The following is a 14,711-nucleotide window of genomic DNA, read 5'->3' on the forward strand; positions in this document are numbered from 1 at the left end:
CGGGCATGGTTCTGGCGTCGTCGTGGGAGGGGTCGGGTGTTCTGTCGGCCTCGATGATGCGGGGGCGCTGGTGGCGTCGGTGATGGGCATGCTGGAGGAGCGGGAGGCGGCCGCCCGAGTTCGGGTGGAGGAGCTCCAGACGGAGGCGGACCGGGTTCTGGCCGAACTCGGTGCGGCCGAAGCGGTGCTGGAGCGTCGCGTGATCGCTCGGGCGGAGCTGGCCGAGGCCCTGGCCGCTGGAAGCGATGCGGTGGACGAGCCTGCCTTGTTGGCGGCGGCCCCGGTGCCGGTGATCACGGCGGTGAAGGTCCCGGTTGCCGGATCGGTCGTGCCGCAGCGCGAAGAGGGGGCGACGACGCGGGCTCTCGCGCCGGACTATCGGCGGATTGTGGAGTTGTTGGAGGTCGAACTCACAGGTGGCGGGGAGGGGTTGTCGGTGAAGGAGATGACGGCCCGGCTCGGGCTCGAGTTGGTGCCGGCGAAGATCGAGGGGGTGCGGTCGAAGGCGAAGCGGCTGGTCGAGCGGGGCTGGCTGTCCCTTGCGCCGTCGGGCTCGTTTATGCCGCGAGCGTCGTGCGCTCCTGGCGCCGCGTCCTGATGGTCCGCTCGGCGGCGGCGGTGCGGGCCAGGCGGCGGGTCATGAGTATGGTCTGCGAGAAGTAGATGAACGCTTCGCTGCTGTCGGGCCGGGTTTCGTAGTCCCGGGCCAGGCGCCTCGTGCGCAACAGCCACCCCAGAGTGCGCTCGACCACCCACCGTCTCGGCAGCACCACGAACCCCTGCATGTCGTCACTGCGTTTGACGATCTGCAGGGTGAGCTGCAGTTTCTCCTTGGCCCAGTCGACCAGGGCTCCGGTGTATCCGCCGTCGGCCCACACCAGAGTGATCTTCCGGAATCGTGTCCGCAGGCGGGGCAGCATGGCGCGTGCTGCGTGGCGGTCGGTGACGTCCGCGGCGGTCACCAGCACCATCAGGATCAGGCCGAGGCAGTCAGTGATGACGTGCCGACGCCTGCCGTTGACATTCTTCCCGCCGTCGTAGCCGCGTGAGCCGGCGGGCACCGACGCGGCACCCTTGACCGACTGCGAGTCGATGATCGCCGCGGTCGGCTCACGGTCGCGGCCCTCGGCCTCGCGGGCTTTCCCGCGCAGCCGGTCGTGCAATTCCTTGGCCAGGCCGGCCTTGCGCCACCTGCGAAAGAAGGCGTAGACGCGGTCCCAGGTGGGGAAGTCCGCGGGAACCGAGCGCCACTTGATGCCGTTGTCGGTGACGTAGAAGACCGCATCGAGCATCTGCCGGTGGCAGTAGCCTTCCGGCTGGCCGCCCCGGCCCTCCAGCCATGCGGGCACCGGCAGCGCGTCACGCACCACCGCCCACTCGGCGTCGGTCATGTCCGATGGGTATACCGGCGTCCGGTCCGGCCGGTCGGCCGCGTTCCCGAACCGGTGAGCGAGGCAATCGCACGCCGACGGCGCCGAGTTGAACTCCAGGGGCGAAACCGCGTACAACTTGCTCAACAGGGCCTCCAGGATCACGAGTTGGTGTCGCAACCCTCGTGCTGCACCGGAGGCCCTGTCTTCATGCGGCCACCGCCCAAGATCACCCGCCAGGGTTCCCCGTTCGACCAGAACCGCCCTCGTGATCGATAGAGATACGGCTTCTAAGGGACCAGACGCTCAGTCAGCAACACGGCACCAGGCTACCGGCATCGCCAATTGAGATGATCTCTAAGACGGTGTCCTATATGGTGAGGCTGGGTAGTGATCCTCAACATGGTTCAGGGGACGTGGAGTTGGATTGTTCCGGACGGGCTGTGGGAGATCGCCAGGCCGTTGATTCCGGCAGATCGGGTGCGGCCGCAGGGTGGCGGAAAGCGGAACACGCCTGATGAGACGCTGTTCGCCGCGATCATCTACGTACTGGTCAGCGGTTGCGCCTGGCGGGCGTTGCCGCCCTGTTTCGGGGTGTCGAAGTCGACGGTGCACCGGCGGTTCCTGATCTGGTCGAGAGCCGGTGTGTGGGGTCGGCTGCACGAGGCGGTTGTGCACCGGCTGGACGATGCCGGCCTCGTCGATGTCTCCCGTGTCGTGCTGGATTCCGCGCACGTGCGGGCAAAAAAGGGGGCGAACACGCAGGTCCGAGCCCCGTGGACCGGGGCAAGCCGGGTTCCAAGATGCACATCCTGTCGGACGCGAACGGACTGCCCCTCATCGTCGGTCTCTCCGCCGCCAACGTCCACGACAGCCTCGCACTGAAACCCATGGTCGAGGGTCACCAAACGAGACATGACCCCTACCGCGGACGCTACTTCAAGCCACAACGCCTTCACGCCGACAAGGCCTACGACATCCCTCACCTGCGGCGATGGCTCTGGGGCAAGCACATCGGGGTCCGCATCGCCCGCAAGGGTGTCGAGTCCAGCGAACGATTAGGGCGCCGCAGGTGGGTGATCGAGCGGACGATGTCGTGGCTGACGGGCTACCGCAGACTCAACCCTCGTTACGAGCGCCAACTCGCCAACTACCTGGCCCTTCTCGGCCTCGCCGCAGCCCTCTGCTGCTACAAACGGCTCCTCAGACTCACCATGTAGGACACCGTCTAAGGTGTGACCCACACGCCCTCGACCGGGCTGAGCTCGGGTGCGTACGGCTGGGTATGGATTCGCGGGACCGCATAGGTGAAATACCCCCTGACCAGCCAAGTCGGTCAGGGGGCAGCAGGGTACCGCCGTCCGCGCCCAGCCCTGTCGAGGGGTAACGTCTCGGGCGCCGGTCGGTATGGAAAGAGCCCGCAGACCGCGCTGTGCGCTGTACCGGGCGTCATCCTGTGCGTCGGATGACCAGTACAGCCACATCATCAATGTGGTCCACCGCGATCGCTGCGTCGAGGATTCGGTCAGCGGTCGCCTCTGCGTTCAGCCCGGCGTGGAGGGCTTTGCCAGCCAGTGATCCGGCCAACTCCAGCCCGGCATCCAACGTCAAGCCGGGCGCTTCCACCACGCCGTCGGTGACCATGACCAGCGCGCTGTCCTCGTCCAGGGTGAAGGTCACCTCGGCGTAATCGGCCTCGGGCACGACTCCCAGAACCGGCCCTCCCGGCAGCTCGCGGACGTCGTGACTGCCGTCCTTGTGCGCACACAGCAGCGGCACGTGGCCGGCGCTGGTGCCAGTGACCTTTCCGTCGGGGGTATCGAGATGCAGCATGGTGCAGCTGGCGAAGCGTGCGACGCCCATCGTGACGAGCAACTCGTTGGTGCGCTTCAGAATGGTTCCCGGATCTGGTTCGTGGGCGGCGATCGCGCGCACGGACGAGCGCACTTGTCCCATAAGAGCGGCAGCGTCCACGTCGTGCCCTTGAGCGTCACCGATCTCCAGGGCGACCGCGCCGTCGGGCATGACGAAGGCGTCGTACCAGTCTCCGCCGATGTCGAGCCCGTCCTGGCTCGGTCGGTAGCGAGCGGCGACCTCCAGGCCTGGAAGGTGCTCCGGTAGCGTGGGGAGCATGCTCTGCTGAAGCGCCGTAGCCAGCTCGATACGTGCCTTTTGCAATCTGATGCGTTTCAGTGCCTGGCCGGCTAGGTCAGTCAGAGTGGTCATGAGGGCACGCTCATGCGGGGACGAGTGGTGCTCGCTGTCGTAGGTCACCCCCCAGGCCCCGAGCGGTTGATCGCCGAGCGGGCTGAGGGGGCTTGTTGAGACAGCAAAGTTGGCGCCGATCTGGTCGATCCACGGCAATGTGACACTGTGCGACCAGCGGCGGATGTATTCATTCTGGTTGGGAATGAACTGTGGCTTGCCGGTTCGGATCGCATATGTGAGCGGGTTCGGAGCGTCCAGAGTCAGGTCTTGCAGAGCTTTGGCCACCGGCAGCGGGATCCCGGCATCGGAGAAGGCGCGCAGGCGGCCTTCGTCGACGAGCACCAGCGCGGCGCCGGTACCACCGAAGGTCGCAGCGAGCCGGGTCAGGACGACCTGCTGCAGTTCTTGCTCCGTGGCTGCGGTGATCAGGGCGGAGGAGAAGTCGGCGACCTCGTCGGCGCGCTGTCGCTCAGCGCTCAGCGCGACCAGCGCTCTCCGTCGGCGCGCTTGCCGCTGAGTGTCGTCTCGGACCACCGCGAAGGTCCGCTCTGGGCCGCCGTATCCCAGCTTGATCCGACGGGCCTGGCAGGTCAGATGGTGCCAGTCGTCGTTCTCAGTGAGGTACCGCAACCCGATCCAGGGCGACTGGGTGGCGGCCGTACGCACGAGCCGCCGCAGGGCCTTCCGGTCATCCGGGTGGGTTCGCCGCACTACGCTGGACAAGGACGCCGAGGCCTCCGAGAACAGCAACGCCAGGGCGGGTGCGCCGCCCATCCACTCCACCTGGTGGTCATGGGGTGCGCACATGCACAGACCGAGATTGGCGGCCTTGGCCGCCAATCGGAACGTAATCAGCAGACCACTCAAGTCGTTCTCAGCGTGCAACGAGTGCACCCACACGAGCTGCTCGCCACCCGTGGGATCGTTCACTGCCTGCGCCTCGATCAAGCAGATAACGGATGCTTGGCCCGGCCCGGGGAACTCCAGCACCCTCATCACGACCGTCCTCGTCGCGGCGGCGTGGGCCACGAGACTCTCGGCTGACAGCCGCTGGCTCGCGGGCAACAGATCACCGAAGTCACGACCCACGCATTGCTCCGCTGACCTGCCCAGCGTCCTCGCCATCGCGGCATTGAGGCTGCGGATACCACCGTCCATGGTCAGAAGAGCCGACGGACCAGCGCTTCGAAGGAGTTCGTCCGAGGCCTCCATCTGCCGCTCCCTGACAGCCGGCGAGCGATGCTTATGTCCTTATTCATCGTATTCCGGCTCCCCGGGGTTCGTGTTGCCCAATCAAGGAACCCGACTGTCCTCCGCTCCCACAGGCGCTGTCCGTCGCAATCTCGGGGGCGAACCTGCACGACAGCCAAGCCCTGATCCCCCTCGTGCAAGTGATACCGCCGATCCGCTCCCGCCGCGGACGCCGACGACGCAAGCCCGCAAAGCAACACGCCGACAACGGCTACGACTGCCCCCACCTCCGACGATGGTTACACCAGCGCGGCACGCAGCACCGCATCGCGCGGAAATGAATCGATTCCTCACAGCGACTGGGCCGCCACCGCTGGACCGTCGAACGCACCACGGCCAGGCTTGCTGGCTGCGGCCGCCTTTACCGATGCTACGAGCCCAAAGTCCAGCACTTCCTCGCCTTCACAAGCATCGACTGCACCCTCATGTGCTACCGCCGACTCACCAAACGAGATGACTTCTTTAGCGGCGCTGGCGACTGAGAGGGCGATAAGAGCCTGTTCCCTACACTTGGCCCTGATCTGCTCCACCTGGTGATGGGCCGCCTACTGCGGGATTCGCGCGGACGGCCTCGCTGGCGGCCTTTGACCGCTGGCCCCCTGTCTCGCTGAAAGGGGTTCTGGAAAGCGACTCGAACTCCCGCGGAGGGGCCGAAGGCGCTTTTCGACGCGTCGGTGGGGTGGCTGCGCGAGCGTCGGGTGATTCTGCCCGGCGTGACGACGCTCGCCCGGCTGGTCGCGTCGGTGCGGGAGGCGGCGAACCAGCGGCTGTGGGGCGGCCTCTACGGGCTGTTGAGCACTGGTCAGCGGGTGTTCCTCGATTCCCTGCTGATCGTGCCGCCGGGGTGCGGGTGTCGGAGCTGGACTCGACGCCCACCAGCTGTTCACCTTCGTCTAAGCACCCATCCAGAAACCAGAACCCGCAACGCATACGAGGGAAGAGGGCAATCTCGATGAAAGCCATTGTGGTGACCGACCGGGCCGCGGGAACGGCCGGGATGACGCTGACGGAGCGGCCTGAGCCGCCCGCATCGATCAACGACGTCATCGTTCAGATTCATGCATCGGGCTTCGTCCCGACTGAGATGGAGTGGCCATCGACCTGGATCGATCGCGCCGGCCGTGACAAGACACCGTCGATCCCCGGCCACGAGGGGCCTTCCCCCGTGAAGGTGGGCACGCGGTTATTGATCACGCGGCGAGCGTGAGTTTAGCGGTGTGGTGTCGGTGTTCGTATTCGTTGGGGCTGAGGTGGCCGTTGGCGGAGTGCCGACGGCGGGTGTTGTAGCGGGTCAGCCAGGCGAAGACGGTCCTGCGGCAGGTGCTCGCGTCGCCGTAGTCGTGGGCGCCCTGGAGGGTCTCGCGTTTCAGGGACGCGTGGAAGCTTTCGCAGCCACGTCTCGAGGGCGTCGGCCGTGCGGCCGGGCAGCACGTCGAGCCGCTCGTGGGTCACGGCGTTGATGATCACGGTGGCGTAGCGGTGGCGCCGGCGCAGAGCGAAGTCGTCGACGCCGATCACGCGGGGCGCCCACCCGACAGGCAACGGGATCCGCAACAAGGTGCGCAGGGCCGTATGACGCGACAGGCTCACCGCGAGTACCGCCAGCAAACGCGCCCCGGCTCGGCCCGCTAACTCCTTGACTACGGCCTTGACTTGCCTGGTCAGGCGGGCCGTTCGCCGCTGGTAGCGGTCCAGGACGCCGGGTACCTGCTCGCGGAAGGTGTGCCGGCAGCCGCGCGTGGGGCACACCAGGCGCCGCACCCGCACACGGACCACCACCCGACGATCATCGACCGGCACGTCGGCCGCGGTCCGCCACTGATATCCGTGCACCCGCCCGGACGACGCCCCGCACACCGGGCAGACCGCGGCCTCCGTCGGAGTCCGAGCCTGCACCACGATCTGCTCGCCCTCGTCGGCGATCTCCTCTATTACCAGCGGGGACAGCCCCGAAAACACTGTCTGCACAAGCTCGTTGACATCCTTCACGGGACTATCAACGACCCTCACGACTCTCCGTCACCACCGCAAGTGAGACAGGGCCGTTGACCGTGCAGACCCGAAACACGCCCTGCTCTTACGGTCCCTATGGCACGGCACGTCGGCAATGCTCCGACGGTGAGGTTCGTCATGTGATTGCTCACCGTTGGCTGGTCGGGTCCGTATGCGGGTTGCGTGCAGCGAGGACAGTGAACAGGGTGGCGATAACGGCAAGGGTGCCGTATCCGAGCGCGATCTGTGGTAGCGAGAAGGCGTTCGAGAGCTGGCCGAAGAGGAGGCTAATGAAGGCAGCACCGCTGTAGCAGAGGAGGTAGACCGCGCTGAAGATCGACGCTCGGTCGGCCAGGGCGCTGCCGTACAGTAGGCCGCGGGTGGCGGCGCTGACGGCGATGCCTTGACCGACGCCGGTGACGATGGTTGCAGCGATGAACAACGGCAGTGTGCCGATGGCTATGGCTGTAATGATGCCGACCCACCCGGTCAGGAAGACGATCATGCCGATGCGTTGGGCCACCGCTGGTGTGAACCGGCCGCCGATGGGAGCGCCGAGAACGCTGGGGGCCATGTAGGCGGCGAACACCAGTCCGAGGATGAGCGGGCTGTGGGTGTGGAGTTGATCTTCGACCAGCGCGGGCATGAAGGACTGGTAGAAAGCCCCGGACGCATAGGCGGCCACGAACACCGTAGCCGCGGCAGGGAGCAGGCGCCTGACCCGAGCCGGTACGCGGACCCGGGGTAGCAGTGATCGCCAAGTGCCCGGCGTCGGCTTCGCGGTTTCCGGGCTGACGACGATGAGTGCGGCAGACAGTACGAGGAGACCTGCGCAGACCAGGTAGATGAGCTCGCGTGGCCAGGGGGCGAACTGGACCAGAGCGCCGGCGGCGATGGCGCCGAGGGTGAGGCCGAGCATGGGTCCCTGACTGGACGCGACGGAGGCCAACCATGCCGGCCTGGTGGGCGCGGCGTCGACGATGTAGGAGGTGAGGCTGCTGCTGGCCAACCCCGTACCGACGCCCATCAGGAGCCGACCGGCCAGCAGAGTGCCGATGTCGTGCACGCTCAGCAGCACCAGACAGCCCAGAAGGAGCAGACCGAGGCTGGCGATCGCGGTGCGCCGTCGGCCCAGATGATTGGACAGCCGTCCCAGCACCAACAGTGCGGCGATAATGCCGACCGAGTATGTGACGAAGGCCAGCGAGATGCCGGCGTTGGTGAACCCGTCCTCAGCCCGATAGGTGTTGAACAGGGGGATCGGTGCGGCCGACGCGGCAAACGAGGCCACCAGGGAGACGATCGCAGATGAGAACGCCAGCCGGAGCGTTCTGCCCTGGCGAGGCCGGCTGATCACTGGTGACACGTCTGCGTCGTCAGGGGGGGGCGCGTTCAGTCGCGACATAACGGATCAACCTCTGGTAGCTGTGCGAGTAGTCACCCAGCCCAGGTCGGGCCGAGCATTCTTGTGGGCTTGGCAGCCCACTCTGTGTCGGTGGAGGCCGGCTGTCCGGCGTCCGTGTGCGGGCGCCGGGCAGCCGAGTCCCCCGGAACCGGGCAGGCGCGCCGATCGCGCCTGCCCGGTTCGTCACATGTGGGTGAAGATCTTCTCGGCATCGAAGCGCGAGACCGGCTGGCGAGAGACGCGCGTCTCGTCCGGGTACCCGAGCACGACGAGCAGCGTCGTGGTGAAGTCGGTGTCGGTTAGGCCGAACGCTTCGTCGATCGTCGCGCGGTCGAACCCTTCCAGCGGGGTGGCGTCGACTCCGAGAGAAGCGGCGGCCATCATGGTCGCGCCGACCACGAGGTACGTGTTCTTCTCCAGCCAGTGGAGCACGTCGCCGCCATAGTTCTCCGACTGGATCTTCACGAAGCCGGACGCTCCAGCCTCCCATCCCTTCTGGATCTCCGAGTCCGCGAATCGACCGTCCGCGCGCTCCTTCGCGAAGATCTCCTGCAAGTGCTCGTCGGGAATCGTCTTGCGGGTCGTGAACACGATCGCGTGCGACGCGTTCCGCACCTTCTCCGCGTTGTCCTCGAAGCGGCCGACAAGAGCGTCCGCAAGCTTGTCCTTGCCGGCCTGCGACTCCAGCACATGGAAGTGGTTCGGCTGGATGTTGATCGTCGTCGGCGAGGTGCGTAGGTAGCGCAGCAGGAGCTGGAAGGTTTCCTCCGGGACCTTCTTGTTCGGGTCGAAGTAGCGGGTGAGGTGCTTGGTGATCAGATTGTCGAGATCCATGCTTGGCTTTCGTTTCGTTGCCGGAGAGATCGGGTCAGGAGGCGGTTTCTGGGCGTTGGAGTCACGTCAGTACGTGGTGAACATCGCTTTCATTGGGGCGACCTCCGTGCCAGTCGACGCGGTCGCGACGTCGGTGGTTACGCGCCCGCACCGGGAATGTCGACGACGGTGTCGTTGACGTTGTTGAGGTAGTTCGTGAGCAGCGTGACGACCACGACGGTGACGACCGCCTGGATCTCGGGGTCCGTGTACCCGGCCTCGCGGATCGCGGCGATGTCCTCGTCGCCCACCTGACCGCGGGTCTCGATCACCTGCTGGGAGAAGCGAGCGACGGCGGCACGCTTGGGATCGGTGGAGCCGCCGGTGCGGGCCAGCTCGATCTCCTCGGTGGACATGCCTCCGAGGTTCGCGGAGATGTATCCGTGCAGCGCCGAGCAGTAGTCGCAGTCGTTGGAGTGGGACGTGGCCAGCGCGATCGTGTGGCGGGTCTTCGCGTCGAGGAGCTTCGCGATGCTGCCCTGCAGGCCCATCACGATCTCGAGGACGGTCGGGTTGGCGGCGAGCGTGGTGAACATGCCCGGAGCGAAGCCGAACTGCTTGGCGATGGCGTCGAGTGTGCTCTGCGTCTTGGCGTCGATGTCGGCGAGCTCGGGCGTGGCGAGACGAGACATGGTAGGCGTCCTCCGGTCGGCATCAGTTTGGGCTAAGCAGCCCACTCGTAGTGAATACGACGAGGAGTGGGCTGTCAAGCCCAATCCGATTCAATGAGGATGGCGGCGAGGTGGAGGGCGGCCTGGTAGGCGATGGCGATTTTGTCGGTTCGTGTGGCCAGGCCGCGCCACTGCTTGAGGCGGTTGACGCACCGCCCGACGGTGTTGCGCTGCTTGTAGGTATCCGCGTCGAAGCCGGGCGAGCGTCCGCCTTGGCGGCTCCGGCGCAGACGGTGGCCGATCTGGTCCGACGGCTGCGGGATGACCGCGCGGATCCGCCTGCGGTGCAGGTGGCCGCGGATCGCACGGGATGGGTAGGCACGGTCGGCCAGGACCATGGCGGGGCGGGTGCGAGGCCGGCCAGGGCCGGTTCTCGGCACCCGGATGCGGGCCATGACCGTCTCGAAGGCAGGCGCCTCACCGGCCTGGCCCGCGGTGACGGCCAGAGCCAGGGGCCGTGCATGGCCGTCTGTGGCCAGATGGATCTTGGTGCTCAGCCCGCCCCGGGAGCGTCCGAGCGCGTGATCGGCCGGCTCGTTGCGGCTGTCCGCCCCCTTTTGAGTGCTCCGGCGGCGTGCTGGTGGGCCTGCACGACGGTGGAGTCGACCGACACGGTCCAGCCGACGTCGTCAGCTGCATCGGCTGCCGCGAGAAGGGCAGCAAGGATCTTCTCCCACGTGCAGTCGACGGCCCACCTGATCAGCTTTTGTGAGCCGTCTGGAACGCGCCGAGCTCGTCGGGCAGGTCCCGCCAGGGCGAGTTGGTGCGGTACTTCCACGCGATCGCCTCGAGCGTGCGACAGTGATTCCTTTTCCACTCTCAGGCTGAGGCGAGGTGAAGGGTGAGGACCGCCTTCACGATGTTGGTGATCCGGTTGGTGCTGCAGCGGAGCTTGCGCAGGAGTCGCCAGCTCTTGAGCGTGGCCATGGCCTGCTCGCCGACGCATCGGATCTTGGCGTGAGTGGTGTTGTGGCGTCGTTGCCACCGCTTGAGGCGGCGCCCCTTGAACGGGACTCGGACGTTGCGGGCCGCGCCTTGGTATGCCTTATCGGCCCAGCACTTGAGGCCGACCCCGGCGAGCGCGTCGATGATGCCGTGCTCACGTGCCGCCGTCAGGTCGTGCGTCGCGCCGGGCAGCGCGGGCGATGCCCACAGCAGCCGTCCGAACGGATCGGTCAGAACCTGAACGTTCATGCCGTGGTGCCGCTTCTTGCCGGAGTAGTAGGGCCGGTCGGCGGCGATCCGGTCGATCGACAGCACGGTGCCGTCCAGGATCACGTACGCCTTCGTACGAGCCGTCACCATCGCCTCGTCGAGCGTCGGGGCTTGTGCGGCCAGCACCTCGATCGCTTCGCGGATGTAGCGGCAGACGGTGGCGATCCCGCTGCCGGCCCGCGAGCTGAGCGTAAGTGTCACCGCACCGCAGGTGGGCCAGGGCGAGCAGAGCTTGACGTCCCACAGTCAGCCGCCGCCATCGGGTCCCGATCTCCCGGCGTCGAGTCGCCGGTTCACGGCTCAGGTTGAACCGTTCCGGGTTCGATAGGGACTCGATCATTTGAGAGGATCGAGTCATGGCACGTCCTTCCCAGTACCCGCTTGAGCTGCGCCGTCGTGCGGTGCGGATGGTCGCCGAGGTGCGGCCCGAGTATGAAACCGAGTGGGCCGCGATGAAAGCGGTCGCCCAGAAACTGGGCATCGGCACGACCGAGACGCTGCGCAAGTGGGTGCGGCAGGACCAGATCGATGCAGGTGCCCGTCCGGGCACTACGACGGAGGAGTCCGCGCAGGTCAAGGCGATGAAGAAGGAGATCGCCGAACTCAAGCGGGCGAACGAGATCTTGAAGGCTGCGGCGTCTTTCTTCGCGGCCGAGCTCGACCGGCCACACACACGCTCGTAGCGTTCATCGACGAGTACAAGGGCCGCTTCGGCGGCGTCGAGCCGATCTGCCGGGTCCTCACCGACCACGACTGCAAGATCGCCCCGTCCACCTACTACGCCCACCACAAACGCCAGGCCAAGCCTGCGGCCCGCACCCTCCGCGACGCCGAGCTGAAGGACCTGATCACCCAGACGTACGAGGCCAACTACCGTGTCTACGGTGCCCGGAAGATCTGGCGGCACCTGAACCGCCAGGATGTCGCGGTGGCCCGCTGCACCGTCGAACGCCTCATGCGTGACCTCGGGATCACCGGCGCGGTCCGCGGCAAGCGGGTGATCACCACGATTCCCGACGTGAGCGCGGAGCGGGCCCCGGACCTCGTGGACCGTGACTTCGTCGCCCCGGCCCCGAACCGTTGCTGGGTCGCCGACTTCACCCACGTCGCCACGTTCGCCGGCGTCGTCTACGTCGCCTTCGTCGTGGACACCTTCTCCCGCCGCATCGTCGGCTGGTCAGCGGCCATCTCGAAGGAGACACGGCTCGTCCTGGACGCTCTCGAGATGGCCCTGTGGCAACGTGATCGCGACCAACACCCCTATCGGAAGGGCGAGTTGATACATCACTCCGATGCCGGGTCGCAGTACACATCGTTCGCACTTGCCGAGCACCTCGAGAAGGCCGGCATCGCCGCGTCGATCGGATCGGTCGGCGACGCGTACGACAACTCCCTGATGGAGTCCACGATCGGACTCTTCAAGACCGAGCTGATCAAGCCCCGCCGACCTTGGAAGACGCTGTCCGAGGTCGAGTTGGCCACTGCTGAGTGGGTCGACTGGTACTGCCACCGCCGACTCCACGGTGAGATCGGGCACATCCCACCCGTCGAATACGAGAACAACTACTACCGAGCAACCACGAAACCCCAGGTCACAGTCACAGCCTAGAGTCTCGATCGAACCCGGAACGGTTCAGTGTGGCGGAGCCTTCGCGAGTGTGGCGGGGTCGGGGTGATTGTCGTGGTTGGTTTCGCAGCAGTTGTTCGATGAGGCGTTCCTTGGCCAGGGCGAGGTGGCGACGGTAGGTGCCGTAGGGAACCCCGAGTCGCCGGGCGGCGGCCTTGTGGGTGCGGGAGGCCGTGATGTAGGTGGCGGTGAGAGCCTCGTGCGCTTTGACGCCCGCGGGATCGATCTGCAGCGCGTCGAGGGCGGTGATGATGGCGCCGCGCAGGTCCGCGGCCGGGTCGGGTGAGCCCGGCGGCACGAGATGGGAGTACAGCAGGACGCTGGTCGCGAATGCGCGGGGGGTGTGCCAGGTGCGCAGCGCCTCGAGCACGCCTTCCGCGAACGCGGCGCGCGCCGACTGGTCGCCCGGGCCACTCGCGGCGGCAGTCGCGGGCCATGTTGCTACGGGCATGACCGCGGTGCGAGCCCGGTGTTGCACCCACTGTTCCACTGTTTGCCGTCGCCAGTCCCGGCCGAAGACGTGCTGTTGCCTCCCCCCGACGTCCACGGCCGCGACCTCCGGCATCCCGGCCTCGGCGAGGTAGCGCCCCCACCGGTCGGCGTCTTCGAAGACGGTGAAGGTCACCGCGCGTTTGTGGGTCCGCATCTCCTCGCCGATGGTGCGCCGGCTGGTGAGCTCCATCAGGGGCGAGGGCCGCTGGTGCCCGCCGGGTTGCACCGCGAAGCGGCGGATGCCCAAGTGCTCGCCCGGCCCCAGGGGAGCGGCCGCCTCCACAAGGTCCCAGACTGCCGCGATCACCGGGTCCTCAGCGCGGTCCTCGGGCAAGGGTGCGTCCAGCCGCAGAATGGCCATGAAGGACGCGGGTGCGGAGGAGCCCGCATAGCGATGGACGCGGAAGGCCTCCGGTTGGCGGCGCACCCAGTGCGCGACCGCTGCCGCCGATGCCGGGCCCTCCGCTTCCTCGGCCATGCGCAGCACACCGGGGACGTCTTCGGCCCGGAGCGGAGTGTCTTCGATGTGCGGGTGCGTTCGGTAGTTGTACAGATCATCCGGTCCGCCCTGGTTACGGAAGAGGAACATCCACTCCGCGACCCGCAGCAGCACGTCCTCCTCGGCAGCGCCGCGCACGGCCTGCAGGCCCGCGAGCGATATGCGGGCGCGGACGTCGTCGTAGCGCTCGGGGTCCCGCCAGCGCAGGTCGGCCTCAAGGGTCGCCCGCACCGCGTCGTGCGGGTGCAGCCCTTCGGGTGTGGCCTCGATGTAGGGCAGCTGGCGCAGCCAGGAGAACACCGTGTCGGTGTCCTCGTCACCCAGCACTGCGCGCAGCAGGGGCTCGCGGGTGACGTAGGCCTGCGCGACCACCTCGAGAGCGCGCCGGTGGACGGCGCCGGGCAGGTCGCCCACCAGCCGCTCGACGAGGGTCCTCAGGACGTCGCCGGTCGGCTCCCACGGTGCGCCGGGTGCGGCCGGGGGGACGGAGGCGGCCAGCGAGAGAGCGAGCGGGCTGCCTCCGGCGAAGGCGACGAAGGCGCCGCGCTGCTCGGCGGGGACACCCCGGGCAGCGAGCAGGGCGTGGGACTGAGCGGCGTCGAACGGCCGCACGGCCAGTGCGGTGAACAACTGCGCCCATCCAGGGTCCAGCGACCATTCGGCGTCGGGGGGGACCCTGCTGGCTACCACCACGATCCCATGGTCGGCGAGCCGCAGCAGAAAGGTCTCGCGCAGCCATGCCTCGAGTGGCTGACACTGCTCGAAGGTGTCGATGAGCAGCACCGCACCGGGTTCGGCACACGCCGGGGCCGCAGTCTCCTCGAGCCGGCGCGGATCAGCGTCGAGGAACCGTCCGTCCACGTGCACCACGCGGCGGCCGGTGAGCTCGGCCTGCCGGGCGGCGTAGCGCACCAGCGAGGACTTGCCAATGCCGCCGGGACCGTGCATGTACGCCACGAGCGGAGCGTCCGCCGCGCCCGACAGCATCCGGTCGAGCACCGCCCGCTCCGGCTCCCTGCCCACCAGCGCACCGGCTCGAGCCTGCGCCAGCCGGCCCGCCAGGCCCAACGCTCCCAATCCAAGCCCCTCTCTGGTTTCCGTCATGCCT

At 67.3% G+C, this 14,711-nt stretch carries 10 protein-coding genes and 6 pseudogenes; 6 read left to right on the forward strand and 10 right to left on the reverse strand.

Annotated features, from left to right (window positions below):
• Positions 1–82 precede the first annotated feature (82 nt).
• Positions 83–598: a hypothetical protein gene (locus ACY0PA_RS00220; RefSeq protein ID WP_473082763.1), complete on the forward strand. Its 516-nt coding sequence runs from the start codon at positions 83–85 to the stop codon at positions 596–598.
• Here the strand turns inward: ACY0PA_RS00220 and ACY0PA_RS00225 are convergent.
• Positions 558–1,391 carry an IS5 family transposase gene (locus ACY0PA_RS00225; protein ID WP_473082764.1) on the reverse strand — a complete coding sequence of 278 codons (834 nt, stop codon included), beginning with the start codon at positions 1,389–1,391 and terminating at the stop codon, positions 558–560. The genes ACY0PA_RS00220 and ACY0PA_RS00225 overlap by 41 nt on opposite strands.
• 381 nt (positions 1,392–1,772) lie before the next feature.
• Between ACY0PA_RS00225 and ACY0PA_RS00230 the strand changes: the two genes are divergently transcribed.
• Positions 1,773–2,590 (forward strand): IS5 family transposase gene (locus ACY0PA_RS00230; RefSeq protein WP_473082765.1). Its coding sequence is split into 2 segments (ribosomal slippage): positions 1,773–2,112 and positions 2,112–2,590, totalling 819 coding nucleotides; the frame shifts between segments, so codons are not numbered across the junction.
• Between the two features lie 229 nt (positions 2,591–2,819).
• Here ACY0PA_RS00230 and ACY0PA_RS00235 read toward each other — a convergent pair.
• Positions 2,820–4,790, reverse strand: a complete 1,971-nt coding sequence (locus ACY0PA_RS00235) for a SpoIIE family protein phosphatase (protein WP_473082766.1) — start codon at positions 4,788–4,790, stop codon at positions 2,820–2,822.
• A gap of 116 nt (positions 4,791–4,906) precedes the next feature.
• Between ACY0PA_RS00235 and ACY0PA_RS00240 the strand changes: the two are divergent.
• From ACY0PA_RS00240 to ACY0PA_RS00250, 3 pseudogenes are all read left to right on the forward strand, one after another.
• Positions 4,907–5,311 (forward strand): annotated as a pseudogene (locus ACY0PA_RS00240) (transposase); the annotation flags it as partial.
• Between the two features lie 153 nt (positions 5,312–5,464).
• Positions 5,465–5,694 (forward strand): annotated as a pseudogene (locus tag ACY0PA_RS00245) (DUF4158 domain-containing protein); the annotation flags it as partial.
• 87 nt (positions 5,695–5,781) lie between these two features.
• Positions 5,782–5,982: pseudogene (locus ACY0PA_RS00250) on the forward strand (NADP-dependent oxidoreductase); the annotation flags it as partial.
• Between the two features lie 37 nt (positions 5,983–6,019).
• On the opposite strand, the gene ACY0PA_RS00255 reads toward ACY0PA_RS00250, so the two are convergent.
• The 7 genes and pseudogenes from ACY0PA_RS00255 to ACY0PA_RS00285 form a co-directional block, all read right to left on the reverse strand.
• On the reverse strand, positions 6,020–6,199 hold the full coding sequence (locus ACY0PA_RS00255; protein WP_473086193.1) for a hypothetical protein: 180 nt from the start codon (positions 6,197–6,199) through the stop codon (positions 6,020–6,022).
• A 1-nt stretch (position 6,200) separates the two neighbouring features.
• Positions 6,201–6,818 (reverse strand): annotated as a pseudogene (locus tag ACY0PA_RS00260) (transposase family protein); the annotation flags it as partial.
• 151 nt (positions 6,819–6,969) lie between these two features.
• A complete protein-coding gene (locus ACY0PA_RS00265; RefSeq protein ID WP_473082767.1) occupies positions 6,970–8,112 on the reverse strand; it encodes an MFS transporter in 1,143 nt (380 codons plus the stop codon).
• Between the two features lie 297 nt (positions 8,113–8,409).
• Positions 8,410–9,060 carry a nitroreductase family protein gene (locus tag ACY0PA_RS00270; RefSeq protein WP_473082768.1) on the reverse strand — a complete coding sequence of 217 codons (651 nt, stop codon included), beginning with the start codon at positions 9,058–9,060 and terminating at the stop codon, positions 8,410–8,412.
• Positions 9,061–9,197: 137 nt separating this feature from the next.
• Positions 9,198–9,731: a carboxymuconolactone decarboxylase family protein gene (locus ACY0PA_RS00275; protein WP_473082769.1), complete on the reverse strand. Its 534-nt coding sequence runs from the start codon at positions 9,729–9,731 to the stop codon at positions 9,198–9,200.
• Positions 9,732–9,805: 74 nt separating this feature from the next.
• Positions 9,806–10,577: pseudogene (locus ACY0PA_RS00280) on the reverse strand (IS5 family transposase); the annotation flags it as partial.
• Positions 10,578–10,589: 12 nt separating this feature from the next.
• Positions 10,590–11,325: pseudogene (locus tag ACY0PA_RS00285) on the reverse strand (transposase family protein).
• Between the two features lie 16 nt (positions 11,326–11,341).
• Here ACY0PA_RS00285 and ACY0PA_RS00290 point away from each other — a divergent pair.
• A protein-coding gene (locus ACY0PA_RS00290; RefSeq protein ID WP_473081889.1) for an IS3 family transposase occupies positions 11,342–12,594 on the forward strand; the annotation gives its coding sequence in 2 pieces (ribosomal slippage) (positions 11,342–11,624 and positions 11,624–12,594; 1,254 coding nt in all).
• Here the strand turns inward: ACY0PA_RS00290 and ACY0PA_RS00295 are convergent.
• Complete coding sequence (locus tag ACY0PA_RS00295; protein WP_473082770.1) at positions 12,584–14,707, reverse strand: ATP-binding protein; 2,124 nt, start codon at positions 14,705–14,707, stop codon at positions 12,584–12,586. The two genes, ACY0PA_RS00290 and ACY0PA_RS00295, sit on opposite strands and share 11 nt — an antisense overlap.
• Between the last annotated feature and the right edge of the window lie 4 nt (positions 14,708–14,711).

The organism is Streptomyces sp. DS1-CR2, assembly GCF_055760475.1.

Coding starts and splice junctions, on each gene's coding strand:
- ACY0PA_RS00220 (WP_473082763.1), top strand. CDS start 83: ATGGGCATGCTGGAGGAGCGGGAGGCGGCCGCCCGAGTTCGGGTGGAG.
- ACY0PA_RS00225 (WP_473082764.1), bottom strand. CDS start 1,391: ATGACCGACGCCGAGTGGGCGGTGGTGCGTGACGCGCTGCCGGTGCCC.
- ACY0PA_RS00235 (WP_473082766.1), bottom strand. CDS start 4,790: ATGGAGGCCTCGGACGAACTCCTTCGAAGCGCTGGTCCGTCGGCTCTT.
- ACY0PA_RS00270 (WP_473082768.1), bottom strand. CDS start 9,060: ATGGATCTCGACAATCTGATCACCAAGCACCTCACCCGCTACTTCGAC.
- ACY0PA_RS00275 (WP_473082769.1), bottom strand. CDS start 9,731: ATGTCTCGTCTCGCCACGCCCGAGCTCGCCGACATCGACGCCAAGACG.
- ACY0PA_RS00295 (WP_473082770.1), bottom strand. CDS start 14,707: ATGACGGAAACCAGAGAGGGGCTTGGATTGGGAGCGTTGGGCCTGGCG.